Origin of the sequence: Microbacterium resistens (genome assembly GCF_031456305.1) — a bacterium.
GTDB lineage: Bacteria > Actinomycetota > Actinomycetes > Actinomycetales > Microbacteriaceae > Microbacterium > Microbacterium resistens_A.
Window position 1 is genome coordinate 109,202 of the sequence record NZ_JAVDUM010000005.1, and the last position, 25,674, is coordinate 134,875.

At 71.6% G+C, this 25,674-nt stretch carries 23 protein-coding genes and 1 riboswitch; of the genes, 11 read left to right on the plus strand and 12 right to left on the minus strand.

Annotation, left to right across the window (positions count from 1 at the left end):
• Positions 1-57 precede the first annotated feature (57 nt).
• Positions 58-669 (plus strand): NAD(P)H-dependent oxidoreductase, encoded by a 612-nt coding sequence (locus tag J2Y69_RS07225; protein ID WP_310019043.1) that lies wholly within the window; start codon positions 58-60, stop codon positions 667-669.
• Positions 670-1,617: 948 nt separating this feature from the next.
• On the opposite strand, the gene rlmN is transcribed toward J2Y69_RS07225, so the two are convergent.
• A complete protein-coding gene (rlmN, locus tag J2Y69_RS07230) occupies positions 1,618-2,871 on the minus strand; it encodes a dual-specificity RNA methyltransferase RlmN (RefSeq protein WP_310019045.1) in 1,254 nt (417 codons plus the stop codon).
• A gap of 50 nt (positions 2,872-2,921) precedes the next feature.
• Here rlmN and J2Y69_RS07235 point away from each other — a divergent pair, with 50 nt between their 5' ends.
• Together J2Y69_RS07235 and J2Y69_RS07240 are read left to right on the plus strand one after the other, a co-directional pair.
• Positions 2,922-3,452: a hypothetical protein gene (locus tag J2Y69_RS07235; protein WP_310019047.1), complete on the plus strand. Its 531-nt coding sequence runs from the start codon at positions 2,922-2,924 to the stop codon at positions 3,450-3,452.
• 616 nt (positions 3,453-4,068) lie between these two features.
• Entirely contained in the window at positions 4,069-4,707 is a 639-nt protein-coding gene (locus J2Y69_RS07240) for a bifunctional 4-hydroxy-2-oxoglutarate aldolase/2-dehydro-3-deoxy-phosphogluconate aldolase (protein ID WP_310019048.1), read from the plus strand.
• A gap of 223 nt (positions 4,708-4,930) precedes the next feature.
• On the opposite strand, the gene J2Y69_RS07245 is transcribed toward J2Y69_RS07240, so the two are convergent.
• Positions 4,931-5,329, minus strand: coding sequence for a DMT family transporter (locus tag J2Y69_RS07245; protein ID WP_310019050.1), 399 nt, complete (start codon positions 5,327-5,329; stop codon positions 4,931-4,933).
• Positions 5,326-5,646 (minus strand): DMT family transporter, encoded by a 321-nt coding sequence (locus J2Y69_RS07250; protein WP_310019052.1) that lies wholly within the window; start codon positions 5,644-5,646, stop codon positions 5,326-5,328. The genes J2Y69_RS07245 and J2Y69_RS07250 overlap by 4 nt, the downstream gene beginning before the upstream one ends.
• Before the next feature lie 414 nt (positions 5,647-6,060).
• Between J2Y69_RS07250 and J2Y69_RS07255 the strand changes: the two genes are divergently transcribed.
• The 3 genes from J2Y69_RS07255 to J2Y69_RS07265 all read left to right on the plus strand — a co-directional run bounded on the left by J2Y69_RS07255 (position 6,061) and on the right by J2Y69_RS07265 (position 8,185).
• Positions 6,061-6,612, plus strand: a complete 552-nt coding sequence (locus J2Y69_RS07255) for a GNAT family N-acetyltransferase (protein ID WP_310019054.1) — start codon at positions 6,061-6,063, stop codon at positions 6,610-6,612.
• Between the two features lie 68 nt (positions 6,613-6,680).
• Positions 6,681-7,457, plus strand: a complete 777-nt coding sequence (locus J2Y69_RS07260) for an ankyrin repeat domain-containing protein (protein ID WP_310019056.1) — start codon at positions 6,681-6,683, stop codon at positions 7,455-7,457.
• Positions 7,454-8,185 (plus strand): sulfite exporter TauE/SafE family protein, encoded by a 732-nt coding sequence (locus tag J2Y69_RS07265; RefSeq protein ID WP_310019057.1) that lies wholly within the window; start codon positions 7,454-7,456, stop codon positions 8,183-8,185. Before J2Y69_RS07260 ends, J2Y69_RS07265 begins: the two co-directional genes overlap by 4 nt.
• A gap of 229 nt (positions 8,186-8,414) precedes the next feature.
• Here the strand turns inward: J2Y69_RS07265 and J2Y69_RS07270 are convergent, their stop codons facing one another.
• The gene (locus J2Y69_RS07270) at positions 8,415-9,260 is read right to left on the minus strand and encodes an SDR family oxidoreductase (RefSeq protein WP_310019059.1); all 846 of its coding nucleotides are present in this window, start codon (positions 9,258-9,260) and stop codon (positions 8,415-8,417) included.
• Positions 9,261-9,344: 84 nt separating this feature from the next.
• A complete protein-coding gene (locus J2Y69_RS07275; RefSeq protein ID WP_310019061.1) occupies positions 9,345-10,106 on the minus strand; it encodes an SDR family NAD(P)-dependent oxidoreductase in 762 nt (253 codons plus the stop codon).
• A gap of 123 nt (positions 10,107-10,229) precedes the next feature.
• Here J2Y69_RS07275 and J2Y69_RS07280 point away from each other — a divergent pair, with 123 nt between their 5' ends.
• The gene (locus J2Y69_RS07280) at positions 10,230-10,592 is read left to right on the plus strand and encodes a DUF488 domain-containing protein (RefSeq protein WP_310019063.1); all 363 of its coding nucleotides are present in this window, start codon (positions 10,230-10,232) and stop codon (positions 10,590-10,592) included.
• Between the two features lie 200 nt (positions 10,593-10,792).
• Complete coding sequence (locus tag J2Y69_RS07285) at positions 10,793-11,530, plus strand: aminoglycoside 3'-phosphotransferase (protein WP_310019065.1); 738 nt, start codon at positions 10,793-10,795, stop codon at positions 11,528-11,530.
• A gap of 43 nt (positions 11,531-11,573) precedes the next feature.
• Here the strand turns inward: J2Y69_RS07285 and J2Y69_RS07290 are convergent, their stop codons facing one another.
• The 3 genes from J2Y69_RS07290 to J2Y69_RS07300 form a co-directional block, all read right to left on the minus strand.
• The gene (locus tag J2Y69_RS07290) at positions 11,574-12,377 is read right to left on the minus strand and encodes an energy-coupling factor transporter transmembrane component T family protein (RefSeq protein ID WP_310019067.1); all 804 of its coding nucleotides are present in this window, start codon (positions 12,375-12,377) and stop codon (positions 11,574-11,576) included.
• On the minus strand, positions 12,374-13,858 hold the full coding sequence (locus tag J2Y69_RS07295) for an ABC transporter ATP-binding protein (RefSeq protein WP_310019069.1): 1,485 nt from the start codon (positions 13,856-13,858) through the stop codon (positions 12,374-12,376). Before J2Y69_RS07295 ends, J2Y69_RS07290 begins: the two co-directional genes overlap by 4 nt.
• Positions 13,855-14,490, minus strand: coding sequence for an ECF transporter S component (locus J2Y69_RS07300; RefSeq protein ID WP_310019071.1), 636 nt, complete (start codon positions 14,488-14,490; stop codon positions 13,855-13,857). The genes J2Y69_RS07295 and J2Y69_RS07300 overlap by 4 nt, the downstream gene beginning before the upstream one ends.
• A riboswitch (TPP riboswitch) is annotated at positions 14,483-14,592 on the minus strand. Its footprint overlaps the gene before it by 8 nt.
• A 75-nt stretch (positions 14,593-14,667) precedes the next feature.
• Here J2Y69_RS07300 and J2Y69_RS07305 point away from each other — a divergent pair.
• The 3 genes from J2Y69_RS07305 to J2Y69_RS07315 all read left to right on the plus strand — a co-directional run bounded on the left by J2Y69_RS07305 (position 14,668) and on the right by J2Y69_RS07315 (position 18,337).
• A complete protein-coding gene (locus J2Y69_RS07305) occupies positions 14,668-16,215 on the plus strand; it encodes a D-alanyl-D-alanine carboxypeptidase family protein (RefSeq protein WP_310019074.1) in 1,548 nt (515 codons plus the stop codon).
• A 181-nt stretch (positions 16,216-16,396) separates the two neighbouring features.
• Positions 16,397-17,665 (plus strand): ammonium transporter, encoded by a 1,269-nt coding sequence (locus J2Y69_RS07310; protein ID WP_310019076.1) that lies wholly within the window; start codon positions 16,397-16,399, stop codon positions 17,663-17,665.
• Between the two features lie 78 nt (positions 17,666-17,743).
• Complete coding sequence (locus J2Y69_RS07315; protein ID WP_310019078.1) at positions 17,744-18,337, plus strand: hypothetical protein; 594 nt, start codon at positions 17,744-17,746, stop codon at positions 18,335-18,337.
• Between the two features lie 172 nt (positions 18,338-18,509).
• Here the strand turns inward: J2Y69_RS07315 and J2Y69_RS07320 are convergent, their stop codons facing one another.
• From J2Y69_RS07320 to J2Y69_RS07335, 4 genes are all read right to left on the minus strand, one after another.
• Positions 18,510-20,750, minus strand: a complete 2,241-nt coding sequence (locus J2Y69_RS07320; protein ID WP_310019079.1) for an ABC transporter ATP-binding protein — start codon at positions 20,748-20,750, stop codon at positions 18,510-18,512.
• Positions 20,747-22,474, minus strand: a complete 1,728-nt coding sequence (locus tag J2Y69_RS07325) for an ABC transporter ATP-binding protein (RefSeq protein WP_310019081.1) — start codon at positions 22,472-22,474, stop codon at positions 20,747-20,749. Before J2Y69_RS07325 ends, J2Y69_RS07320 begins: the two co-directional genes overlap by 4 nt.
• A 187-nt stretch (positions 22,475-22,661) precedes the next feature.
• Entirely contained in the window at positions 22,662-24,221 is a 1,560-nt protein-coding gene (locus tag J2Y69_RS07330; protein WP_310019083.1) for a helix-turn-helix transcriptional regulator, read from the minus strand.
• A gap of 326 nt (positions 24,222-24,547) precedes the next feature.
• Entirely contained in the window at positions 24,548-25,627 is a 1,080-nt protein-coding gene (locus J2Y69_RS07335) for an enoyl-CoA hydratase/isomerase family protein (protein ID WP_310019085.1), read from the minus strand.
• Between the last annotated feature and the right edge of the window lie 47 nt (positions 25,628-25,674).

A 25,674-nucleotide genomic window follows, 5' to 3' on the forward strand; every position in this document is an offset into this window, starting at 1 on the left:
CATTCTTTCCTATCTTGACAGTGTCCACCACATTGACACTGTCAAGATTGGAGAGCCATGGCTTCCGCCCTGATCCTCGACGGCCACCCCGATGGCCGTTCGCTCACCGCCGCGATCGCCCGCCGCTACGCCGACGGGCACGGCGACGCACGCGTGCTCGCCCTCCGGGACCTCGACTTCGACCCGCATCTGCGCTTCGGGTATCGCGAGCGGATGACGCTGGAGCCCGACCTCGTGGACGCCAAGCGCGCACTGCACGAGGCGAGCCGGATCATCGTCACGACCCCGCTGTGGTGGGGGTCCGTCCCCGCGGTGCTCAAGGGCTTCTTCGATCGGGCGCTGCTGCCGCAGCAGGAGTACCGGTACACGAGGCTGGGGCTGCCCGAGGGGCTGCTCGGCGCCCGTCGCGGCCGGCTGCTCCTCCTCGCCGACACCCCCTGGTTCTTCGCCCCGATCACGGGGATCCCTGCCCGGACCCAGATCGGGCGCAACACGATGCGCCTGTGCGGAGTCCGGTCCTTCCGGGTGCATCAGATGCTCGGCGTGAGGGACGCGTCGCCCTCGAGGATCGCCGGCTGGCTGGATCGGGCGGAGCGGCTCGGCGCCGCGGACGGTGTCACCGACTCCCGAACCGCCCCTTCCCGCACCCCCGCCCCCGCCGTCGCCTGAGCCCGGGCCGGGCCCGGGTGGGCGGGGCGGTCGGACCAGCGGCGCGGCGGACCGGCGGGGCGGGTCGGTTGGGCGGGGCGGGCGGACCGGCGGGGCGGGTCGGTTGGGCGGGTCGTTCCCGTCCCGAATATGCCACCCTCTCTCGCTCCCGTCGCGAAATGTGCCGCCCAAACAGCCCGCAGGCGGCACATTTCGCGACCGGAACCGCGATGACACCGCCCCACCCCAGACCCCGCCACCCCAGACCCGCCACGCCGGCTCGACCCCGTCGATGGGTGGAACGGCCGGACGCCGGGCAGCCGGACCCACCGCGCCACCGGGCATCCCTACCATCGGCCCGCTCCCGTCCCGAAATACTCCACCCTCTTCCGCTCCCGTCGCGAAAAGTGCCGCCCAAACAGCCCGCAGGCGGCACATTTCGCGACCGGAACCACGATGACACCACCCCACCCCAGACCCCGCCACCCCAGACCCGCCACGCCGACCCCGTCGATCGGTGGAGCCGGACGTCGGGCAGCCGGACTCACCGCGCCCCAAGGCATCCCCACCATCGGCTCGCTCCCGTCCCGAAATATGCCGCCCTCCTTCGCTCCGGTCGCGAAAAGTGCCGCCTGAACAGCCCGCGAGCGGCACATTTCGCGACGGGAGCGTCGGGGCGGCTCGGACGAGAGCGGCGCGCAGCCTCGGACGAGAGCGGGGCGCAGTCTCGGACGAGAGCGGCGGGCAGTCTCGGACCGGAGCGGCGCGCAGTCCCGCGACCGGGGCGCTCCCGGTCGCTCCGGTCGCGGAATGTGCCGTGCGGACAGCTTGCGGGCGGCAGAAAACGCGACGGGAGAGCCTCGACAGGCGACAGGGGTCGCGACGCAGCGACAGGAGATAGGAAGGAGGCACGAATCGCGACGGGAAGCCGCGACCGCGACCGCGACAGTGACAGCGGATGGGCCCGGGTCAGACCAGAGCGGCGGCGGCCTCGTCCTCGGTGGTCGCGACGAGCTGCCCGCAGGCGCCGTCGATCTCCTTGCCGCGGGTGTCGCGGAGGGTCGTCGGGATCCCCGCGTCGTTCAGACGACGCACGAACTCGTCCTGCACCGGCCGCTCGGACGCGGTCCAGATCGAGCCGGGCGTCGGGTTGAGCGGGATCGGATTGACGTGCACCCAGCCGCGACCGCGCGCGTTGAGCTTCTCAGCGAGGAGGTCCGCCCGCCAGGGGTGGTCGTTCATGTCCTTGATCAGCGCGTACTCGATCGAGACGCGCCGGCCCGTCTTCTCGAAGTAGTCGCGCGCGGCGTCCAGCGCCTCGTCGACCTTCCAGCGGGAGTTCACGGGGATGAGCTCGTCGCGGAGCTCGTCGTCCGGCGCGTGCAGCGAGAGGGCGAAGGTGACCGGGATGTCCTCGTTCGCGAGCTTCGTGATCGCCGGGACGAGCCCGACGGTGGAGACCGTGATCCCGCGCGCGCTCATCCCGAGGCCCTCGGGCTGAGGGGCGACCATCGTGCGCACCGCGCGCATGACGCGGGCATAGTTGGCGAGGGGCTCGCCCATCCCCATGAAGACGATGTTCGAGACCCGCTCCATGCTGTGGTCGTCATGCCGCTTGCCGCCCAGCTCACCGTTCGCGATCGCGCGGTTGGCGCGGACCACCTGCTCGATGATCTCCGCGGCCGACATGTTGCGGGTGAGCCCTGCCTGCCCCGTCGCGCAGAACGGGCAGTTCATCCCGCATCCCGCCTGGCTCGAGACGCACAGGGTGATCCGGCCCGGATAGCGCATGAGGACGGACTCGACCAGGGCGCCGTCGTGGAGACGCCAGAGGAACTTGATCGTGTCACCCCGGTCCGTCTCGAGGCGGCGGACCTCGGTCATCAGCGCGGGCAGGAGACCGGCGGCGAGCTCATCGCGCTGGGCGGCGGGCAGGTCCGTCATCTCCGCGGGGTCGGATGTGTAGTGCGTGAAGTAGTGCGTCGCCAGCTGCTTCGCGCGGAAGCCGGGCAGGCCCAGCTCCTTCACCTTGTCCACACGCTCGGCCGGGGTGAGGTCGGCGAGATGCACCGGCGGCTTGCCGCGCTTCGGGCTGGCGAACTGGAGCAGCGGGCGCCCCTCGGCGTCCTTCTTCTGCGTCCATCCCTCCGTCGTGGGCCGCACCTGGGGTGCGCGGACCGTCGTCCTCGGCTCCGAGGGCTGGGCGGGGGTGTCGGCAGGCATGGCTCCAGGGTACGCGGTGGCCGCCGGGAACGCCCTGACAGACTGGGCTCATGGAACCGTGGATGTGGATCGTCGGGATCGTCGTGCTGCTGATCGTCGGTGGACTGACCGCGAGGTCGATGCGTCCGAAGCTGCCCGAAGCCCCGGGCAGCGCGGTTTCGAGTACGGCGGTTTCGGGCGGGTCTGTTTCGGGCGGGTCTTCCTCCGGGGCGGCGGGCCGAGCGGCGGGCGGGGTCTCGGGCGTCGCGAGCGTCCCGGGCGATGACGAGATCGACCGCCTCGTCGCCGAGGGCAACAAGATCCTCGCGATCAAGCGGCTCCGCGAGCGCTCGCCGATGTCGCTGCGAGAGGCGAAGGAGGCGATCGACCGGTGGCAGCCGAGCACATCCTCGATCGGTCGCGCCACTGCTGCCGCCGCCGCGACCGATGCCTTCTCGCCGTCCGCGCTCCCCATCGATGTGCGTGCCGAGATCGACCGTCTCGTCGCGGCGGAGCAGCCGATCTCCGCGATCAAGCTCCTCCGCGAGCACTCCGACCTCGGCCTGAAGGCGGCGAAGGACGCGATCGACCGCTGGGTCTGAGCCGCCGAGGGCTCCGCGGTCTGCGGGCTTTGCGGCTTGCGGGCTTGCCTGCTTTGCGGATGCGCCTGGTCTGCCCCGGCCCGTTCGCGGCCCTGGCTCCGGCTCGGTTCGCGGCCCGGCTCGGTTCGCGGCCCTGGCGCGGTTCGCACCCCCGGCTCGCACCGATGGCCCGGCGTGGCAGTTCTTGCGGTGACGGAAACGCCGCTGAAGACTCCGGTCGCGAAATGTGCTGGGTGAGGGGCGCCGACGCGGCAGATTTTGCGACGGGAGCGGCTGGTTCGGCTATCGCAACGGCCGGATGATGGCTGCCGGGTCACCCAGGGCAATCTCGTCGGATCATTCCACGCGCGTCGGCCCGACTCCGCAGAACGGGCCGACAATCGTGGATCCGTCCGACGCGCGTCGACACCGACGGGCTCACCGCACGCGGATCACCGCGTTCAGGCTTGACCAACCGTCCGGGCCGGGGTCAAATCCAAATCCGGATCCGGCCCGAGCCTGGGTCTGGATCCGAGTCCGAGTCCGGACCTGGGGCCAGGCCGGGGTCCGCGCCCCAGGTCCGGCACCAGGCAATCGGTCTAGGAGAATGGACGAGCCCTCGCCGATAGGAGACCCGATGACCGACCGCCTCGCCCGCACCCGTTCCGCCGGGGTACTCGCCGTCCTGCGCGCCCCGTCCGCCGAGCGGGCGCTCGATGCTGCGGAGGCGATCATCCGCGGAGGGGTCACGGGCATCGAGGTGACCTACTCGACACCCGACGCGCCGGCCGTGATCCGCGAGCTCATCGCCCGGCACGGATCCGCCGCGCACATCGGGGCAGGCACCGTCACGACGTCCGCCGAGGCCGCCGCCGCCGCCGATGCGGGCGCGGAGTTCCTGGTCAGCCCGGGGACGCTTCCCGACGTCACTCGCGCGATGCAGGAGACCGGCGCCGTCGTGATGACCGGGGCGCTGACGCCGACCGAGGTCATGACCGCCCTGCGGCTCGAGGTCGATGTGGTGAAGATCTTCCCCGCCTCCCTCGGCGGTCCCGGATACCTCGGGGCGCTGCGCGGGCCGTTCCCGCACGCCCCGCTGATGCCGACCGGCGGTGTCACCCCCGACAACCTCGCCGCCTGGTTCGCGGCCGGGGCCGTCGCGGTCGGGGCCGGGGGCGATCTCGCGAACGGATCCTCGATCGCGGCGGGGGACTGGGACGACATCGAGCGGCGAGCGACCCTTTTCACCGCGGCCTTGGCGTCCGCCCGCGCCTGAGCGTTCCACCCTGGGGCTGCGCCCGGCGGTTGTGCCCCGGCCGATTGTGCCCCGCCCGTTTGTGCCCCGGCGTGGCAGTTCTTGCGGGTTGAGTAGGTGCTGAACCCACAAGAAGTGCCACGGCGGGACACAAAAACGAGCCGGGGCCCCGGAGCCAGAAGCCCGAGGCAGGGCCAGAGGCCGGGCCAGAAACCAGGGCAGAAGTCAGCAGGGCCAGGACGAGTCAGCGCGAGCTGACATCCTCGGGACGCTCCTCCCTCGGCGCGTCGATGAGCTTGAGCCCGATCACGCACCCGACGACCCCCGCGAGGAAGAACAGCTTCCAGAAGGTTGCCGGCTCGGCGCCGGTGATCATGGCGTAGACGACCGTCAGGGTCGCCCCGATCCCGGTCCACACCGCGTAGGCGGTTCCCGTGGAGATCACGCGCATCGCCCAGGCGAGCCCGACCATGCTCGCGGCGGTGGCGACGAAGAAGACGATCGCGGGGATCGGACGACTGAGACCGTGCGACTCGTGCAGCGCGCTCGCCCAGACCGCTTCCAGCACGCCGCTGAGCACCAGCACGATCCACGCTGTCGAACGCCGAGGGACGGTCGGAACACTGGGACGCCGGGCGTTCATGAGCCGCTCACCACCTTCAGGCCGATCACGCAGCCGACGATCCCGACCAACAACAGCATGCGCGGGATCGTCGCCTTCTCGGTCTTCGTGACGATGGCGACGACGACCGTGAGCGACGCGCCGATCCCGACCCAGACGGCATAGGCCGTGCCGACGGGGATCGTCAGCATCGCGACGCCCAACCCGACCAGGCTCAGCACCATCCCGATGAAGAACACGATGCTCGGCACCGGTCTCCTCAGCCCTTTCGAGCGTCCGAGCGCCGTGGCCCACACGGCCTCCAGCATCCCCGACGCGATCAGCACCAGCCAGTCCATCCGCCTGCTCCTTCCGCACTCTCGGCCCGGAGCGACGAGGATCCGCCGCCGTTCCAACCTATGGCCGCCTTGGGCAGGCGCGGGCGGCTCGGGATCGGGGCCGGAACCGGACCGGGCGAGGCTGGGCCGGGGCAGGCCGGGCGAGGCCGAGCCCGGCGCGGTGCCGGCCGAGGCCGAGACCCGGGCTGAGCCGGGGCCGATCAAAGCCGGGAACCAGACCCGGGCAATCCAGGCCAGCCCAGGGCGAACCCAGCCCGAGCACCGCAACAACTGCCCCGGCGTGGCAGTTGTTGCGGGTTCAAGGGCCCGCCAACCCACAAGAAGTGCCACGGCGGGGCAGAAAGGAGCCCCAACCCCAACCCCAACCCCAACCCCAACCCCAACCCCAACCCCAACCCGTGAGAGCATGGCCGGATGGCCGTGGAACTGCAGGTCGTCGCGCACGGCGAGCTCGACGCCGCAGAGCTGGAGGGCCTGCGCGCGCTGTTCGATACCGAGTACCTCTCCTCCCACGGTCGCTGGGACCCTGATGCGCCCTACGGCTACTCCCCCGCCGACATCCACGTCACGGCTCTGCGCGGCGAGGAGATCGTCGGGCACGTCGGATTCCAGGTCCGCGACATCGCCGTCGGCGCGACGACCGTGACCATCGCCGGCACGGGAGGAGTCCTGGTCGCCCCGTCCGCACGCGGAACGGGTCTGGGCGCCGACCTCCTGCACACCGCCCGATCCGCGATGCAGCGCACACCGGGCGTCGAGTTCGGCTACCTCGGATGCCGCCCGGAGGTGGTGCCCTTCTACGAGTCGGCGGGCTGGCGACGGATCCAGGCCCGTGAGCACAGCCTCTCGCTGATCGATGACTCACCCGTCGAGTCGATCGATTCACCGATCCTCATCTGCGCGGCCGCGCGCCCCCTCGATGCCTGGCCCGCCGGCGATATCGACCTCCGCGGAAGACCGTGGTGAGCCACCGAGGCTCAGGACGAGCTCCGCGGACGAACGCCCAGACCGGCCCGTTTGGTATACCGTTTGGCATGCCCCGGACACGTTCGCTCACGGCCGCCGTCGCACTCGCGACCGCGCTCGTCCTCACCGGATGCACTGCACAGACCACCTCGCCGACCACCACGCCGACCACCACGCCGGCCCCGGCACCGAGCAGCCCCACGACCGCCCCGAACACCCCGACGGCTACGCCGCCCTCTCCCCTCACGGAGGCCGAGATGACCGCCCTCAACACCGCCCTCTTCGCCGCCGCGTCGAACGGAGACGCGGCGGCGGTCCGGTCCGCGATCGCCGCCGGCGCCGACCTCGAACACCGTGGCGACGGCGGGATGACGCCGCTGGTCGCAGCCACGAAAGCCGACCAGACGGAGGCAGCCCGCGCGCTCATCGAAGCGGGAGCGGACGTCAACGCCAAGGACGACATCCAGGACTCCGCCTACCTCTACGCCGGCGCGCGCGGCCATGACGAGATCCTGCGACTCACGCTCGCGAACGGTGCCGACCTCCGCAGCACCAACCGCTACGGCGGCACGGCGCTCATCCCGGCATCCGAGCGCGGCCTCCTGTCCACGGTGCGCATCCTGCTGGAGGCGGGCGTCGACCCGAACCACATCAACAACCTCCATTGGACCGCGCTGCACGAGGCGATCGTGCTCGGCGACGGCTCCGAGGCCTATGTCCGCGTCGTCCGTGCGCTCGTCGACGGCGGCGCCGACATCACGATCCGCGACGGCGACGGAGTGCTCCCCCGCGATCTCGCCGCCGCGCGCGGCTACGACGCGATCGCGACCGAGCTGGACCGGTGATCGACCTCGCCCCGTGGGCCTGGCCGCTGCTGATGTTCGCGGCGGTCGTCATCGGCGTCTCCAAGACGGCCGTCCCCGGTCTCAGCACGCTGGCGATCGCCTCCTTCGCGGCCGTGCTGCCGGCCCGCACCTCGACGGCCGCGATGCTCCTGCTCCTGATCGTCGGCGACGTGTTCGCGCTCATCGCCTACCGCCGGCACGCTCACTGGCCGACGCTCCTCCGCCTCGCGCCCGCGGTGCTCTGCGGCCTGCTCCTCGGATTCGGCTTCCTCGCCGTCGCGGGGGACGACATCGTCCGACGGGCGATCGCGGTGATCCTGCTCGCGATGATCGCGGTGACGCTGTGGCGTCGGCGGCGCATGCGTCAGGAGCCGGGAGGACTCGTCCTCGCCGGGGTCTACGGCACTCTCGGCGGATTCACGACGATGGTCGCGAACGCGGGAGGGCCGGTGATGTCCATGTACTTCCTCGCGACGCGGATGCCGGTGCAGGTGTTCCTGGGGACCTCGGCCTGGTTCTTCGCGATCGTGAACCTGGCGAAGCTCCCGTTCCTCGCCGGGATCGGGCTCTTCACGCCGTCCGTGCTCTGGACGGATCTGCTGCTCGCACCGTTCGTGGTCGCCGGAGCGCTGCTCGGCCTCGTGCTGGCGCGGCGGATCCGGCAGGCGGTGTTCGAGCGGATCGTGATCGTGCTGACGGTGCTCGGCGCGATCTACCTACTGTTCTGAGGCGCGCGCCGCCCTCGGGCGGGCGCGGCGGGCTGGGTGGGCGGGCAGCGCTGGCGGGCGCGGCGCGCTGGTTGGGCTCGGGCGTTGCCGGCGCAAGAACTACCCCGGCGTGGCAGTTGTTGCGGGTTGAGTCAGTGCCGAACCCACAACAACTGCCACGGCGGGTCGAAGACCAGGGCCAGACCCACAAGCCCAGCCCCAGCCCCGCCAACCCCGACCGCCCCGCCGATCAGCCCAGGAAGATGTCCGGGAAGAGGCGGTCGTCCGGGGTGCCGGGGACGGCGGCGTATCGCGAGAAGTCGGTGACGCCCGCAGCCTCGAGGACGTCCTCGACGATGAGGGACTGCCCGGTGCGCTCCCGGGCCGGGCCCGTGATCACCGCGTACGCGGCGTCGGCGTAGATCTCCGGCGTGCGACTGGCGGCCATCACGCGATCCCCGCCCAGCAGGTTCTGCACGGCCGCCGTCGCGATGGTCGTCCGCGGCCAGAGCGTGTTGGCCGCGATGCCCGCCTCCGCGAACTCGGCGGCGAGCCCGAGGGTCACCATCGTCATGCCGAACTTCGCCAGCGTGTAGCCGGTGTGCGCGCCGAGCCAGCGCGGCGTGGGGTTCAGCGGCGGGGACAGCGACAGGATGTGCGGGTTCGGCGCGTCCTTCAGCACCGGGATCGCGGCGCGGCTGAGCATGAACGTCCCGCGGACGTTGACGTCCTGCATGAGGTCGTACTTCTTCGCCCCCAGGTCGAGCGAGGGGGACAGGTCGATCACGCTGGCGTTGTTGATCACCACGTCGATGCCGCCGAACTCGCCCTGCGCCTTGAGCACGGCCTCGGTGATGTCGTCGTCGTTGCGAACGTCGCCGACGATCGGGAGCGCACGGCCCCCGGCCTCGCGGATGAGGTCGGCCGCCGTGTGGATCGTCCCCTCGAGCTTGGGGTGCGGCGTATCGGTCTTCGCGAGCAGCGCGATGTTCGCCCCGTCCGCCGCTGCCCGCAGCGCGATCGCGAGGCCGATGCCGCGGCTGCCGCCCGACATCAGGATGGTCTTGCCCGCGAGGGGCTTGTCAGCTTCCGACATGCTGCTCTCCTTGGGTTGCTCCGGTCGCGAAAATTGCCGCTTCGCGAGTCGACACGCGGCCGATATCGCGACGGGAAGGGTCGATCACCTCGGCGCCATTCGGATGGCGCCATCGAGGCGGATGGTCTCGCCGTTGAGGTAGCCGTTCTCCACAACGTGCTGCACGAGCGCGGCGTACTCGTCGGGCCGCCCGAGCCGCTGCGGGTAGGGCACCTGCTGGCCGAGGGAGTCCTGCGCCTCCTGGGGGAGTCCCGCGAGCATCGGGGTCTCCATGATTCCGGGGGCAATCGTGCAGACCCGGATCCCGTACCGAGCGAGCTCCCGCGCGATCGGGAGGGTCATCGCGTGCACCCCGCCCTTCGACGCGGAGTACGCCGGCTGCCCGATCTGCCCGTCGAAGGCGGCCACGCTCGCGGTGCTGACGATCACACCGCGGTCGCCGCCCTCGGTCGGCTCGTTCCGTGCGATGGCCGCCGAGGCCTGCGAGGTGACGTTGAAGGTGCCGATCAGGTTGATCCGGATGATCCGCTCGAACGCGGCGAGGTCGGCGGGCTCCCCCTCGCGGTCGAGGACCTTGGCCGGCGGGGCGATCCCCGCGCAGTTCACGACGATCCGGAGCGGTGCCGCCGCCTGCGCCGCAGCGACCGCCGCCCGCACCTCATCGGCGCTCGTGACGTCGGCCGGGGCGAAGAGGCCACCCAGCTCGGCGGCGAGCTCGGCGCCCGCCGACGTCGGCAGGTCGATGATCGTCACGTGTGCACCGGCAGCGGCCAGTCGCCGGGCCGTCGCGAGCCCGAGTCCGCTGGCGCCGCCGGTGACGAGGGCGCCCGATCCCTGGATCTGCATTCGTGTTCTCCTTCGAACGACGCCGCATGATGCGACCGAGTTTCAGCTTACGTGATTCCGAGTCTCAGCGCCCCCGGCGACCGGCACTGGCGGGCGGACGCACGGCGGTGTTGGCTGAAGGCCATGGAACTGCATCTGAAGCGAGCCTACGACACCGCGTCACCGGAGGACGGATACCGTGTGCTCGTGGATCGCCTGTGGCCGCGGGGCGTGTCGAAGGAGCGCGCGGCGGTGGACCTGTGGGCGAAGGAGACGGCCCCCTCGCCCGATCTGCGGCGCGACTGGCACCGGGCGCCCGCCGAGGAATGGGCCGCCTACGCCGACCGCTACCGCGCCGAGCTCGCCGGAGAGACCGTGCCCGCACTCCGCACCCTGGCCGACGCGCTGCGCACCCATCCTGTGGTCACGCTCGTCTACGGCGCGCACGATCCGGTGCACAATCACGCGGTCGTCCTGGCCGAGGCCCTCCGCCCCCTCCTCGCCTGACCCCGCGTCGCCGGCCCCGACCAAGCCCGGCGACCGTCAACCCCGGCGAATCCCGCGCCCGTCAAGCCCGTCAAGGACCGGTTCCCGTCGCGAAATCGGCCGCAAAATTCGCCGGGAGGCGGCCGATTTCGCGACGGGAGCGCATCCCCGGCGGCCGATTTCGCGACGGGAGCGCCGACGGACGAGGCAGGATGGAAGGCATGTCGATCCCCGTCGAGCCCGTGACCGTGCCCGCTCGCGTCGAGGAGCTCGCCCGCGGGGCGGCCCTCGTCTGCGTCTGGGACAACGACTACGGCGGGCTGACGTTCCGTGCCACGCCTGAGACGGGCGAGCCCTTCTACATCAAGTGGGGGCCGCGGAACCTCGAGTTCACGCTGCGCGACGAGGCGGAGCGGATGGCCTGGGCCGCGCGATGGATCCGCGTGCCCCGGGTGCTCGCTCAGGGCGAGGACGATGAGCACGAGTGGCTCGTGACCGCCGCGATCGACGGGCTCAGCGCCGTCGATCCGCGCTGGGTCGCCGAGCCTGCGACCGCGGTGCGCGCCGTCGGCGAGGCGCTGCGGGCGATGCACGATGCGCTCCCGGTCGAGGAGTGCCCCTGGGAGTGGAGCGTGGAGGCGCGGATCGCGAACGCCGAGCACCGCGACGTCGAGGTCCCGGAGCGCTTCCGCACCGCGCCGGGGATCGACCGTCTCGTCGTCTGCCACGGCGACGCCTGCTGCCCGAACACCCTCATCGGCGACGACGGCCGCTGGATCGCGCACGTCGACATGGCGCTGCTGGGCGTGGCCGATCGGTGGGCAGACCTCGCCGTCGCATCGATGAGCACGGAGTGGAACTTCGGTCCGGGCTGGGAGGACGCTCTCATCGAGGCGTACGGCCTGGAGCCGGACCGCGAGCGCCTCGCCTACTACCGCGACCTCTGGAACGCCACCTGACCCGACGCCCCGCCGACACCCCGCCGACGCCCCAGACCCTCGGTCAGGCGACCGGGCCGAGGATGAAGTTCCAGGTGCCGAAGACGACCGCGGCCGTGATCGCGAGGGCGGGGATCACGACGGCGGCACCGATCAGCAGGGTGTCGCGGCGGTCCCAGAGCGACTCCCTGGCCCAGGTGCGCGGGCCGCGCCCGCCGAAGCCGCGGGCCTCCATCGCCGTGGCGAGCGAGGAGCCGCGCCGGATCGCGAGCACGAACAGGGCGAACGCCATCCCCAGCGCCCGGCGGATCCGGCCCTGGTCGGCCACCCCCCGTGCGCGCCTGGCGAGGGCGAGCGCCCGCCAGTCCTCCGCGAGCAGGCCCAGCATCCGCATCCCGGCGAGCGCGCCGATCACGAACCTCGCCGGGAGCCGGAGACGCTGACCGAGGCCGTCGGCGAGGTCCGTCGGGTCCACCGTCGCGAACAGGACGACGGCGGGCAGCCCGATCGCGAGCACGCGGAGCGCGGTCGCGGCGGCGAGGGCGAGCGACCCCTCGCTCACACGCACCACGGCCCATTCGAGGAGCACGTCCCCGCTCGTGGCCCCGTACAGGGCGATGGTCACCGCGCTCAGCGGCGCGGCGATCCACAGCACCGCGGTCCGCGTCCAGAACTCGCGGGCCCGGAGTCCCGCGCACAGGAGCAGCGGGATCTCGAGGGCGAGGGCGACCGCGGCGGACAGGACGTCGATCGTGAGGATCAGCGGCAGCGCGATGAGGAGGGCCGCGGCGAGCTTGGCCAGCGCGTTGCGCGGTGCGATCGGTCCCGCACGGACGACACGAGTGTCGGAGGCGGTGAGGGCGGTCACGATCCGCTCCCGTCGCTGTCGAGGCGGAACGGCCGGGCGCGCAGGGCGCGCAGCACGTCCTCGTCATGGGAAACGGCGATGACGCCGGTGCCCTCGTCCCGAACCATCGCGATGAGGGCGACCAGCTCGGCCCAGGTGGCGGCGTCCTGACCGAAGGTCGGCTCGTCGAGCACCAGCAGCCGCGGACGGGTGGCGAGGGCCGCGGCGACGGTGAGCCGGCGCTTCTCGCCACCGGAGAGCGTATAGGGGTTGGCGGCGGCGAGCGGTGTCAGCCGCAGCCGTTCGAGCAGCTCCTCCACGCGCCGGGAGACCTCGGCGTCGTCGAGGCCGAGCGCTCGCGGCCCGATCGCGAGCTCGTCCCGCACCGTCCGGGCGAGCAGCTGGTGCTCCGGGCTCTGCAGCACCGTCCCGATCCGCGTGAGGAGCTGCCTCGACGACCAGGCATGCGGGTCCGAGCCCTTCGCGTCCCCGATGAGGCCCGGCGCCGCGACGACACGTCCGCCCTCGGCCGGGATGAGCCCCGCGAGCGTGAGCCCGAGCGTCGACTTCCCCGCCCCGTTGGGCCCGGTGACCCCGAGCACCTCCCCCGCGCGGACGGCGAGGTCGAGGGGGCCGCTCACGGGCACACCGCGTCTCCGGCCCACGACGAGGCCCTCGGCGCGGATCAGCTCATCGCCCGGCGCGCCCACCGGCGCCGGCGGGAAGGCGGGAGGACGGTCGGGGACCCACACGCCGGCGCGCGCGAGCTCCTCGCCCCGCTCGCCCAGCACCTCGTCCGGCGAGCCGTCGGCGAGCACGACCGTTCCCTCGGGCGAGGCGCCCAGCACGATCACCCGATCGACCAGGGGGAGCCATGCGTCGATCCGATGCTCGATGACCACGAGCGTGGCCCCGCTCGCCTCCAGCACCCGGCCCACCGCGTCGCGCACCTCGACGGCCCCCGCGGGATCCAGGTTCGCGGTCGGCTCGTCGAGGAGGAGCGCCCCCGGCCTCATCGCGAGGACGCCCGCCAGCGCGAGGCGCTGCTTCTGCCCTCCGGACAGCGCGGAGGTCGCGCGGTCGAGCGGGAGGTCCAGCCCCACCTCGTCCAGCGCCGACCGGACCCGTGGCCAGATCTCCGCCCGCGGGACGCCGAGGTTCTCGCACCCGAAGGCGACGTCGTCCCCGACGCGCGCCAGGATCGTCTGCGTGTCAGGGTCCTGCAGCACCATGCCGACCCGGCCCCTGGCCTGCACGGCAGGGGCGCCGTCGACGAGGAGCTCACCCAACGATTCGCCCTCGTCCGCGCCGCCGAGCACGCCGCCGAAGCCCTGCAGCAGGGTCGACTTGCCCGAGCCAGAGGCGCCGAGCAGCAGCACCCGCTCCCCCGGCTCGATGCGGAGCGTCGCCTCCCGGACCGCCCAGCGCAGGCGCGTGGCGTAGCGCCATCCCCAGCCGCGCGCCTGGAGCGCGGCCGGGGACGGCGCAGATGCTCCTCTCACACCCGCGTGGCGGCCGCGCGGCCCGAGGCGAAGCGGCTGAGCGCCCCGGTCGCCGCGAGCCCCCGGGCGATGAGCCACGATCCGAGGCCGGCGATCACGGCGCCGGAGACCGTCGTGGACACGATGTAGACGACCGTGAACAGGGAGTCCGCGCCGGCGTACCAGAGCACGCGGTCGTTGATGCCGCACGCGAGCCCCGCAGCGGCCCCCGCGAGGAGCACGACGGGGAGCCGCCAGACGCCGTAGAGGAACAGCAGGAAGACGAGCTCTGCTCCGAGTCCCTGGACGAGCCCCGAGACGATCGTCAACGGCCCCCACTGGTTGCCGACGAGGGCCGAGATCGTCGCGGCGACGAGTTCGGTGTACAGGGCGGCGCCCGGCTTGCGGATGATCAGCCCGCCGAGCACGCCGGCGATCAGCCAGGGGCCGGCCAGAAGTCCCTGCAGGCCGGGGAGCAGGGGCTTCAGCAGTGTGCCGGGAACCTCGTTGCCGACGTTCCAGAGCAGGAAGACCACCGCGCAGGCGACGGCGATGACGCTCGCCACGACGATGTCCACCACGCGCCAGCGCCAGAGCTCTGTGCGACGGGTGCCGGCGCCTCCGGCCGGGGAGACGGATGCAGACGTGTTCATTGATACTCCTCCCTGCGCTGGCATGACCCAGATCAGGTTCGACGGTCGAAGCGCGGATCGCTTCCTCTCAGCCCGGCTCGCCGGACTCCCGTGGTGTCCCGCCATCCTAGCCCCGCCGACATGCCGAGCGCCGCACCACGACGCGGATCCACAGGACGGGGCCGGTACCGTAGGACCGTGACCACCGACGACGCCGAAGCCGGCGCCCCCGCCCGGGAGGATCAGGCCGCGACCGGCACCTCGTCCGTCGAGACGCCCGCGGACCCGGGGCAGGCCGTCGAGACTCCGGTGACCACGGTCGTTCCCGAGACCGCTCCCGAGATCGATCCTGATCCCGTTCCCGACGCCGATCCCGATCCGGCGTCGCCCGAGACCGACGCGCTCTCCTGGGTGGACATCGAGCGCCTCGCGGTCTCGACCGCGACCGGCTCCTCGGCGACCGCCGCCTTCGCGAAGGAGCGCGGCGACCTGCTCTCCGATGCCCCGCGCCGCCCCGCGCTGCTGCGCCCGGCCGTGCTGGTCCCTCTGGCCGTCATCGTCGGCGTCGCCGGGGCCTACACGGGGACGGCGGCCCTCTGGCCGCTGCACGACCTCGCCCCGACGATCTCGGCCGTCTCGCTGCAACCCGAGCCCGCGCCGTCGGCCGTCATCGCCTGGCCCGCGGCCGGCAGCGCCGCGGTGGGCATCGAGGGGCTCGGCGCCATAGCGTCCAGCGACGCGCAGGCGCCGATGGCGAGCATCACGAAGGTCGTCACGGTCCTCGCCGCCCTGGAGCGCATGCCCCTCGCGCCCGGCGAGCAGGGCCCGTCGTTCTCCTTCAGCCAGAGCGACAGCAACGAGTACTGGCGGTACCTCCAACAGGACCAGTCCGCGCTCGACGTTCCCGTCGACGGCTCCCTCACCGAGTACCAGCTGATCCAGGGGATCCTTCTCGGCTCCGCCAACAACTACGCCGACCGCCTCGCGCGGGAGGTCTGGGGAGCCGATCGCGACTACGTCGAGGCCGCGCAGGGCTGGCTGCGCATGCACGACCTCGGCGGCGCGATCTCGCTGGAGAACCCCTCCGGCTTCGGGATGGGCAACACCGCCACGCCCCGCGCGCTCCTCCGCCTCGGCGAGATCGCGGTGCATCATCCGGTGGTCAAGGAGATCGTCGCCACGAAGTCGGCGGAGATCCCGGGCGCCGGCACCGTGAAGAACTCGAACAAGCTCCTCGACGAGGAGGGCTTCATCGGAGTCAAGACCGGCACCATCGGCGACACCGGGAGCGAGGACTTCAACCTCCTCTCCGCCAAGGAGATCGTGATCGACGGGCTGCCCGTCGTGCTCTACGCCTCGGTGCTCGGCCAGCCCGACGATGAGACCCGCTACGCGGTCAGCCGCTCCCTCTACGCCGACGTCGAGCGCGTCCTGAAGAACCAGCCGCAGACCATCGCCCAGGGGACGGTCCTCGGAACGGTCACGACCGCATGGGGCGAGACGGCCGAGGCGATCTCCTCCGTCGACGCCAAGGTCATCCTGTGGAACGGCGCCGCCGCCACGACGACGACCGCCCTCTCCCTCGGCGAGGAGTGGACCAAGGGCGCCGAGGTCGGGACACTGACCGTCAAGGGCCCGATCGACTCGCAGGAGCTGCGGATCGAGCTCGGATCGGAGCTCCACGGCCCCGACCTCTGGTGGCGGCTGACCCACCCGCTCGAGCTCTTCGGCCTCGACGCGCGCTGATTCCCGGCCGTCTCACGGCCGCCCCACACCGCTCATCCCGGACGCCGTAACAGCAAGTTCACGGCCGGGACCTCTCGCGAAACCTGCCGGAAACAGGCGGCGTGCCGCCGCGAAACGTCGTGCCGACAGACTGTGCGCACCCGACGCTGCTCGTGCGTCCTTCCGAGAGGATCGGTTCGACATGGATCAAGGCAATACGGCGTTCCTGCTCATCGCAGCAGCATTCGTCCTCCTGATGACGCCGGGACTGGCGTTCTTCTACGGCGGCCTGGTCAAAGCCAAGAGCGTGATCAGCATGATGATGCTGAGCTTCGGCGCGATCGGCCTCATCGGCGTCCTCTGGGTCATCTACGGCTACGCCGTCGCGTTCCCCGGCGCCGAGGGGATCGTCGCCCCGTGGTCGATCGACGGCTCCGCGATCGGGCTCTCCGGGCTCCTGGAGGTCCCGGAGGGAGCGGCGTATCCGCCGCTGGCGTTCGTGGCGTTCCAGGCGACCTTCGCGATCATCACGGTCGCCCTCATCTCCGGCGCGATCGCCGATCGCGCCAAGTTCGGCGCATGGATGATCTTCGCCGGGGTCTGGGCGACGGTCGTCTACTTCCCCGTCGCGAGCTGGGTGTTCAACTTCGGCCTCGCCGACGACGGCAGCTTCGCCTACGGCGGCTGGATCACCCGCGGCCTGCAGGAGTGGTTCGGCGTCGGGGCGATCGACTTCGCCGGCGGCACGGCCGTGCACATCAACGCCGGTGCCGCCGCCCTCGCCCTCGCCCTGGTCCTCGGCCGCAGGCTCGGGTTCCAGAAGGGCGTGCACGTCCCGCACAACCCGCCGTTCGTCCTCCTCGGCGCCGGCCTCCTCTGGTTCGGGTGGTTCGGGTTCAACGCCGGGTCCGAGCTCGCCGCCGACGGCACTGCGGCCCTGGCCTTCGTCAACACGATCGCCGCCCCGGCAGCAGCGCTCCTGGCCTGGCTGGTCGTGGAGAAGTTCAAGGACGGCAAGCCGACCTCGGTCGGCGCCGCCTCCGGAGCCGTCGCGGGTCTCGTCGCCATCACCCCGGCCTGCGCCTCGCTGACGCCGATCTGGGCCGTGGTGCTGGGCCTCATCGCCGGAGCGGTGTGCGCCCTGGCCGTCGAGCTCAAGTACAAGTTCGGCTTCGACGACTCGCTCGACGTGGTGGGCATCCACCTCGTCGGCGGCCTCATCGGGACGCTCTACCTCGGCATCTTCGCGAACGGCACCGGCCTCATCCACTCCGGGCAGTTCACGCAGCTCCTGGTGCAGGCCATCGCCGCCGTCGCTGTCCTCGTCTACTCGTTCGTCCTCGCCTACGCGATCGGCTTCGTGATCGAGAAGACCCTGGGCTTCCGGGTCAAGAACGAGGACGAGATCGCGGGCCTGGACACCGTCGTCCACGGCGAGGAGGGCTACGTCCTCACGGACGCCAAGGCCTGACCGCGCACGGGGAATCGGATCGGCCGTCGCCCGCGACAGGTCGATCCGGTTCCCCGCTCCTCCCGAGACGAGGCGTCCATGAACCCATCCGGCCCCATCGGCGGACCGCACGCTCCCACGGACCCCGCGACCAGGCTCCTGCACCTCCGAGACCTCCCGCGCCGTTCGCCCGTGTCCGGCGGCGGAAGCATCCGGGAGATCTGGGCGTCGACGGGCGGACAGCAGGAGCCGCGCTGGCTCCTCCAGCTCGTGGAGGTACGAGGGCACATCGGCAGGATGAGCCTCCCGCACCACGCGGACCACCTGCTCGCGGGGCTCTCCGGCCCCCAGGTCACGGTCGGCTCCCTGCCCCTCGCCGCCTCGCTGCGCAAGGGGCGCGTGCTCCCCTACGCCGGCTCGAGTCTCGAGCTCCGCCGCCCGGCCCTTCGCGCGGCGGAGCCGAGCCGGGTCATCCTGCTCAGCGCCTTCGACCGTCGGGATCCGCCGCGTCTGGTCTTCCTCGAGCTCCAGGGCACCTCCGCGCTTCCGACCGGGACCAGGGCCGTCGTCGTCCGTGCGGGGCGCCTGCGCATCGGCGGCGTGACCGCCAGCGCCTTCGACGCCGTCGGCTGCACCCGTTCGCCGGTGATCGTCTCGGAGGCGGAGGCCCGGGTCCTCCTCGTCGTCGATTGACCGGGCGCGGAGCCCGACAGGACAGCTGAGTGGGACGGGACGACTGAGCGGCCGGGGCGGCTGGGGAGCTGGACCGGAAGGGGATGGACCGGAGAGGGAACGACGAAGGGGCCCGCACCGATGTGCGAGCCCCTTCGTCGTGTGGTTCAGCCGTGTGGTTCGGCCGTGTGGCTCAGGAGCGCTGATCGCGCTCCGTCGCCCCTTCCACCGCGGCCGCGGCGGCACCCGCCGCAGCGGCGCCCTCCACCGCGGCGGCACCGGTCGCCGTGGCGATCCCGGCCGTCGGGTTCGCGTCGGCGTCGCCGGTCACGACCACCGGCACGGAGCCGGTGAGCGCTTCCTCGGCGTCGACGTCCACCGACGCCTGCTCGAACTGCGACTGGTACAGGCGCCAGTAGGCGCCCTTGGCCCCGATGAGGCCCTCGTGCGTGCCCTGCTCCACGATGTCGCCGTGCTCCATCACCAGGATCAGGTCGGCGTCGCGGATCGTGGACAGACGGTGCGCGATCACGAAGGACGTACGCCCCTCACGAAGCGCGGCCATCGCGTGCTGCAGCAGCAGCTCGGTCCGGGTGTCCACCGCGCTCGTGGCCTCGTCCAGGATGAGGATCGACGGCTGCGCCACGAACGCGCGCGCGATCGTGATGAGCTGCCGCTCGCCCGCGGACACGTTGGTCGCGTCCTCGTCGAGCACGGTGTCGTACCCCTCGGGCAGCGCGTGCACGAACCGGTCGACGTAGGTGGCCCTGGCCGCATCGAGGATCTCCTCGTCGCTGGCCGACGCCTTCCCGTAGCGGATGTTCTCGCGAATGCTGCCCGCGAACAGCCACGGGTCCTGCAGCACCATGCCGGTGCGGGAGCGCAGGTCCTCGCGGGTCATCTCGGCGATGTCCTGGCCGTCGAGGAGGATCCGCCCGCCGCTCAGCTCGTAGAAGCGCATCACGAGGTTGACCAGGGTGGTCTTGCCCGCGCCCGTCGGTCCGACGATCGCGACCGTCTGCCCCGGCTCCACCCGGAACGACAGATCCTTGATGAGCGGACGCTCCGGGTCGTAGGCGAACGCCACGTGCTCGAACTCGATGACGCCCTTGCCGTCGGTGACGGTCGGTGCGTCCTCCGCATCCGGATCCTGCTCCTCGGCGTCGAGCAGGTTGAACACCCGCTCGGCCGACGCCGTGCCGGACTGGACGACGGCGGCCATGCCACCCAGCTCCGACAGCGGCTGCGTGAACTGCTGCGAGTACTGGATGAACGCCTGCACGTCGCCGAGGCGGATCTGGCCGCTCGCGACCATCAGGCCGCCGAGCACCGCGATGCCCACATAGGTGAGGCTTCCGATGAAGGTCATGGCCGGCATGATGATGCCGGACAGGAACTGCGCCTTGAAGCTCGCCTCGTAGAGCTCCTGGTTCTCCGTCTGGAACTTCTCCAGCGCGTCCTTCTCGCGGCCGTACACCTTGACCAGCGCGTGACCGGAGAACGCCTCCTCCACACGGGCGTTGAGGCGGCCGACCTTGCGCCACTGGATGCCGAAGGCCTTCTGCGAGCGCGGACCGATGACGCCGAAGATCACGGCCATGAGCGGCAGCGCGACCAGGGCGACCAGGGCGAGCTGCCACGAGATCGTGAACATCATGATCAGCACGCCGACGACGGTCAGCACCGAGGTGAGCGCCCCGGACAGCGACTGCTGCATCGTCTGAGTGATGTTGTCGATGTCGTTCGTCACGCGCGAGATCAGCTCACCGCGCTGAACCTTGTCGAAGTACGCCAGCGGCAGGCGGTTGATCTTCGCCTCGACCTGCTCGCGCAGGCGCCACATGGTGCGGACCATGATGATGTTGATGACGTAGCCCTGGATCCAGCTGAGGAACGCCGAGCCGACGTAGATCGCCAGCGCGCCGGTGATCACCCAGCGCAGACGGTCGAAGTCGATGCCGGTTCCGACCGAGAAGTGCTGCATGGCGGCGACCATGTTCGCGAACTCGGTCTGCCCTCCCGCACGGAGCATCTCGACGACCTGGGCCTGCGAGGTGCCTGCGGGGAAGCCGGGGAAGTCCCCGGTCGCCTGCGCGAGCTGGTTGGAGATGACGCCCTCGTAGACGATGTTGGTCGCCTCGCCGAGCACCTTGGGGGCTGCCACCGCGAGCACGACGCCGACGGCGCCGAGGATCGAGACGATCACGAACCAGAGCGCGTAGGGCTTGAGCAGGCCGATCATGCGGGCGAAGCTCGGGCCGAAGTTGTCGGCCTTGCCGGGAGGCGGCGCGTCCCAGCCGCCGCCGTCGATGCGCGCCTGCTCGGCGAGCTCGGCCTCGTACTTCTCGGCGTCCGTCAGCTCGGGCTCGGCCGTGACGGTCGGGCTCTGGGCGCGGGAGGCGCGGCGGGTGTCCTTGCGGTCCTCAGCACTCATGCGTCCACCCCCAGCTGCGACTGGACGATCTCGCGATAGGTGTCATTGCCTGCGAGCAGCTCCTCGTGCGTGCCGACGCCGATCATGGTGCCGCCCTCGAGGACGACGATCCGGTCGGCATCGGTGATGGTGGAGACGCGCTGTGCGACGACGATCTTCGTCACCTGTGGCAGCTCGCGCCAGAGCGCCTGCCTCAATCGCGCGTCCGTGGTGAGGTCGAGCGCCGAGAACGAGTCGTCGAAGACCAGGATCTCCGGCTGGTGCACGATCGCACGGGCGATCGCGAGCCGCTGACGCTGACCGCCGGACACGTTCGTGCCGCCCTGGGCGATGTGGGAGTCGAGCCCGTCGGGCATCTCGGAGACGAAGTCCTTCGCCTGCGCGATCTCCAGGGCCTTCCACAGATCCTCGTCCGTGGCGTCCTCACGCCCGAAGCGGAGGTTGGACGCCACGGTCCCCGTGAAGAGGAACGGACGCTGCGGAACGAGGCCGATGCTCTGCCACAGCGTCTCGACGTCGGCCTCGCGCACATCGGTGCCGCCGACCGCGACCGCGCCGCGGGTGACGTCGAACAGCCGTGGGATGAGCGAGACCAGCGTGGTCTTGCCCGCACCGGTGGATCCGACGATCGCGACGGTCTCGCCGGGCTCCGCCCGGAACGAGATGTCGGTGAGGACAGGAGACTCCGCACCGGGGTAGGTGAACTCGACGTTCTCGAAGGAGACGGCCCCCCGTGCGGGGAAGGCGGTGACGCCCTGGGCCGGACGGCTCATGCTCGACTCCGCGTCCAGCACCTCGCCGACGCGCTCGGCGGACACCGCGGCGCGCGGGATCATCATGGCCATGAAGCTGGACATGATGACGCCCATCATGATCTGGCCGATGTACTGCATGAAGGCGAACAGCGTGCCGACCTGCACCGTGCCGGCGTTGACCTCGATGCCGCCGAACCAGATCACGCCGACCACGGTGACGTTGAGGATCAGCATGAACAGCGGGAACAGCAGGACGAACAGCGAGCCGACCTTGCGGCCGACGACCATGATGTCGGTGTTGGCCTCGCGGAACCGCTCCTCCTCGATGCGCTCGCGCACGAAGGCGCGGACGACGCGGACGCCCGTGAGCTGCTCGCGCATGACGCGGTTCACGGAGTCGAGCTTGCCCTGGTAGCTGCGGAACAGCGGGACCATGCGGCCGATGACGATCGCCGCCACGATGAGCAGCGCGGGCACCGAGACCGCGATGAGCCAGCTCAGGCCCACGTTGGTCTGCACGGCCATGATGATGCCGCCGATCGCCAGCAGCGGGGCGGTGACGAACATCGTCGCGCCCATCATGGCGAGCATCTGCACCTGCTGCACGTCGTTGGTGTTGCGGGTGATGAGGGAGCCGGCCCCGAACTGGGACACCTCCCTCTCCGAGAAGCCGCTCACGCGGGCGAAGACGTCGGCGCGGATGTCGCGCCCCAGCGACATGGCGGCGCGGGCCGCGAAGAAGGTCGCGATGACGGAGGCGACGATCTGACCGAGCGAGATGGCCAGCATGAGCAGGCCATGACCCCAGATGTAGGCGGTGTCGGACTGGGCGACGCCGTTGTCGATGATGTCGGCGTTCAGGCGGGGCAGGTAGAGAGAGGCCAGCGCGCTGGCGAACTGGAAGACCAGCACGCCGACGAGCAGCCATCGATAGCGGGACAGATAGCGGACGAGGATTTTCCCGAGCACAGGCGGACTTCCTGATTACCAGACGGATGTGATACGGACCGTGATTCGGCCACGGTATAGAGTGCCACGGGCCACGGACATTCTCAGCAAAGAGTTCAAAACCTTCGCTCTCAGCGAAACGATCCCCGGATCAGCGGGCCTTTCTGAATCCGATCGAACAAAGGCGGCCGGTCATCCGGGCAGCCGGTCATCCGGCCCTCCCCACCTGACGGCGGACCACCAGCGCGATCAGCTCGGCTCTGCTGCCGATGCTCAGCTTGCGGAAGATCCGCCCCAGATGGATCTCCACCGTCCGCCCCGCGATACCGAGCCGCTCGCCGATCTCGCGGTTCTTCAGCCCCTCGGCGACGAGCTCGGCGATCTCGTTCTCCCGTGCGGTGAGGGCGCTCCCGAGACGCGCCCTCATCCCGGCGTCCCGGTCCAGACGCGAGGCGACGGCCGAGAGGCGCGGGGCCGCGAGTCGGTAGCCCGGCTCGATCCGGACGGGAACGGTGGGCCGCACCCGTGCGAGGACGCCGGCGAACCCCGTCCACAGCTCCGGCGCGGCATGCCGCAGCATCCGGAGCCCGCTGGCGATCACGCCCCCGCCGAGGTGGGTCATGGGCAGCCGGCACAGGGAGTCGCGGACCGCGGTGGCCGCCGAGTCCGGCTCGCCGGAGATGATGAGGAGCGCGGCCTGCTGTCCCCGCAGGTATCCGTCGATGATGGGCGACAGCGCCCCGTCGGTGACCTTCCACGGCCATGCGCGGCGCGAGCCGGTGTTGGTCATCACGAGCCGGGCCTGGATCGCGTCCACCTCGTCGTCGTCGCCCCAGATCCCGCGGATCGCCTCGATCCCGGCGATCGCCTCCCGGTCCGCGTTCGTCGCCTCGAACGCCCGCAGCAGCGCCGTCAGCCGCGAGAGCGCGGGGACCGCCTCCTCACCGGGCAGCACGCCGCGGAGGTGGCTCACGGAGGCCGCGAGGACGGGCGAGGCCGCCTCCTGATGCGACGTGCCGTGGAACGTCCCCAGGATGGCCGCCGCCTCCTCGAAGCACCCGAGGGCGGCCGCCGCCCTTCCCATCAGGAGACGCCCGCGAGCGCTCAGGGAGGCGTCGGCGTCCCTGGCGACGATCCGGCCGGCGCGATACGCCGCGTCCGCCGACCCGCCGACCAGCAGGCGCTCGCCGAACCTCATCAGCTCGCGGACCGTGCCCTCGGGTGCGCCGTCGCCGATGTGGGCCGCATGCCAGGCCGAGCGGCCGACGTCGCCCCGCTGGCGATGCGCACGGGCCAGCGCGCGGTGGGCGGGCACCCGTTGCGTCGAGAGCCCGTGCAGCACCGCGGCCCGCGCCACCGGCGACGCGAACTCGTAGCGGCCGTTCTCCCAGAGGAGCAGGTCCTCGACGCCCTTCGCGAGCAGGACCGCCGGATCGGTCGCCGCCGCCGCGAGGACGACGTCGAACCGGTCCGAGGTGCACAGGGCCGCGGTGAGCAGCAGTCGCCTGCCCGCCGGCCCCGCGGCCTCCAGGAGCGGCGCGTACTGATCGCGAAGCGCCGGTGAGAGCGGCAGGACGCGCGGAAGCACCTCCATCCCGCTCAGCTGCCCCGGCGTGAGACGTCGGATGATCTGCTCCACATCGGCGAACCCGAGGTCGCCGAGGCGCGCGATCTCCCCCGCGACATGCGGCGCGAGGACCCTCCCGCCCTCCGCGCCTCCGATGCGCTCGCCGATCCATACCGCTCTCGCGGCGCGTTTGACTAGCACGGTCCCTCCCCCCAACCGGCGCCAGAACCGTGACAGACGCCGAGGAGCACATGGTGGCACGCCGTCGCCCGGCGATGCCTCCGTGTCGCGTATTCACCCGCCATCAGCGGGGTACCCCTATGTGATTGCACATAGGGGTACCCCGCAGCCATGCCCGAGGGCACCCGCATCGGTCACCGGCGACGGACCGGGACATCCGTCCGTGCGACGATCAGGCGCGGGTGCCCGCGCACCGACTTGGGGGAGTCGCCGCGGGTACCCGTCCCCCGCCCTGCCCGTCGAGGCAGATCACGGGGTGAGAGCGGTGTTCACGACCGGAGCGGCGTTCAGGACCAGAGCGGGACGGGCGGCGTGTACTCGCGGGCCGGGGCCGATGCCGCGGGGTCGAGCTCGGCGAGCGTCGCCGGGCTCCAGTGCGGGTCGCGGTCCTTGTCGACCAGCTGCGCCCGGATCCCCTCCACCAGATCGGGGTGGTGCGCCGCGAACCACAGGACCCGGCGGTACTCGCCGGCCAGCGCCTCGCGGAGGCCGCCCATCCCCCGCGCCTCACGCACCGCGTCGAGCGCCACGGCCAGCGCCGTGGGGGAGAGCCCCTCCAGCGTGTCGGCGACGTCCGCCGCGCCGGCGTCCGTCGAGGCGCGCAGCCGGGCCACGATCTCCACGACCGACTCGCCGGCGAAGGCGTCGTCGATCCAGGCGCGCTTCCCCGGCAGCGCCGACGGCTCCGGCGTCTCGTCGAAGAGGAGCACGATCTCGCTGGGCCCGGTCGGGTCCGCGCGATGTGCGAGGGCCTCGCGGAGCGCCTCCAGCCGATCGGAGGGGACGAGGTGGTCGGCGAAGCCTGCGTACAGCGCGTCCGCGCCGTCCATCGTCCCCCCGGTCAGTGCGAGGTACTCGCCGAGCCGTCCGGGGGCGCGGCCGAGCAGCCAGGTGCCCCCGACGTCGGGGGTGAAGCCGATCCTGGTCTCGGGCATCGCCAGTCGCGATCGCTCGGTGACGATCCGGATCGCCGCATGGCCCGCGATCCCGATCCCGCCGCCCATCGTGATGCCGTCGGCGATCGCGACGACCGGCTTCGGATACTCCGCGATGGCCGCGTCCAGCGCGTACTCCTCCCGGAAGAAGGCCACCGTCTCCTCGACCCGGCCCTCCTTCACCATGTCGTAGAGCGCCCGCACGTCCCCGCCCGCGCAGAGGCCGCGGTCCCCTGCCCCGTCGATCAGCACGATCTGCACGTCGGTGTCCTCGCGCCAGGCGTCGAGGATCGCGGTCATCGAGCGGATCATCCCGAGATCGAGCGCGTTCAGCGCCTCGGGGCGATTGAGGGTGATGTGTCCGAGCGCACCCTCGGTGCGGGCGATGACGGAGGGCGCGGAACGGGTGGGGGCATCGTCGGCGGGGGTCACGATTGCCACGTTACCCCCGGCGCGGGCCTCGTCCGGCTGTCCGCCGC

Bases quoted from the DNA above. Each gene is read 5' to 3' on its own strand.
- J2Y69_RS07280 (WP_310019063.1), top strand. From the start codon at position 10,230: ATGGAACTGCATCTGAAGCGAGCCTACGACACCGCGTCACCGGAGGAC.
- J2Y69_RS07235 (WP_310019047.1), top strand. From the start codon at position 2,922: ATGGAACCGTGGATGTGGATCGTCGGGATCGTCGTGCTGCTGATCGTC.
- J2Y69_RS07285 (WP_310019065.1), top strand. From the start codon at position 10,793: ATGTCGATCCCCGTCGAGCCCGTGACCGTGCCCGCTCGCGTCGAGGAG.
- J2Y69_RS07270 (WP_310019059.1), bottom strand. From the start codon at position 9,260: ATGTCGGAAGCTGACAAGCCCCTCGCGGGCAAGACCATCCTGATGTCG.
- J2Y69_RS07320 (WP_310019079.1), bottom strand. From the start codon at position 20,750: ATGAGTGCTGAGGACCGCAAGGACACCCGCCGCGCCTCCCGCGCCCAG.
- rlmN (WP_310019045.1), bottom strand. From the start codon at position 2,871: ATGCCTGCCGACACCCCCGCCCAGCCCTCGGAGCCGAGGACGACGGTC.
- J2Y69_RS07225 (WP_310019043.1), top strand. From the start codon at position 58: ATGGCTTCCGCCCTGATCCTCGACGGCCACCCCGATGGCCGTTCGCTC.
- J2Y69_RS07260 (WP_310019056.1), top strand. From the start codon at position 6,681: ATGCCCCGGACACGTTCGCTCACGGCCGCCGTCGCACTCGCGACCGCG.
- J2Y69_RS07245 (WP_310019050.1), bottom strand. From the start codon at position 5,329: ATGAACGCCCGGCGTCCCAGTGTTCCGACCGTCCCTCGGCGTTCGACA.
- J2Y69_RS07310 (WP_310019076.1), top strand. From the start codon at position 16,397: ATGGATCAAGGCAATACGGCGTTCCTGCTCATCGCAGCAGCATTCGTC.
- J2Y69_RS07300 (WP_310019071.1), bottom strand. From the start codon at position 14,490: ATGAACACGTCTGCATCCGTCTCCCCGGCCGGAGGCGCCGGCACCCGT.
- J2Y69_RS07315 (WP_310019078.1), top strand. From the start codon at position 17,744: ATGAACCCATCCGGCCCCATCGGCGGACCGCACGCTCCCACGGACCCC.
- J2Y69_RS07240 (WP_310019048.1), top strand. From the start codon at position 4,069: ATGACCGACCGCCTCGCCCGCACCCGTTCCGCCGGGGTACTCGCCGTC.
- J2Y69_RS07275 (WP_310019061.1), bottom strand. From the start codon at position 10,106: ATGCAGATCCAGGGATCGGGCGCCCTCGTCACCGGCGGCGCCAGCGGA.
- J2Y69_RS07250 (WP_310019052.1), bottom strand. From the start codon at position 5,646: ATGGACTGGCTGGTGCTGATCGCGTCGGGGATGCTGGAGGCCGTGTGG.
- J2Y69_RS07255 (WP_310019054.1), top strand. From the start codon at position 6,061: ATGGCCGTGGAACTGCAGGTCGTCGCGCACGGCGAGCTCGACGCCGCA.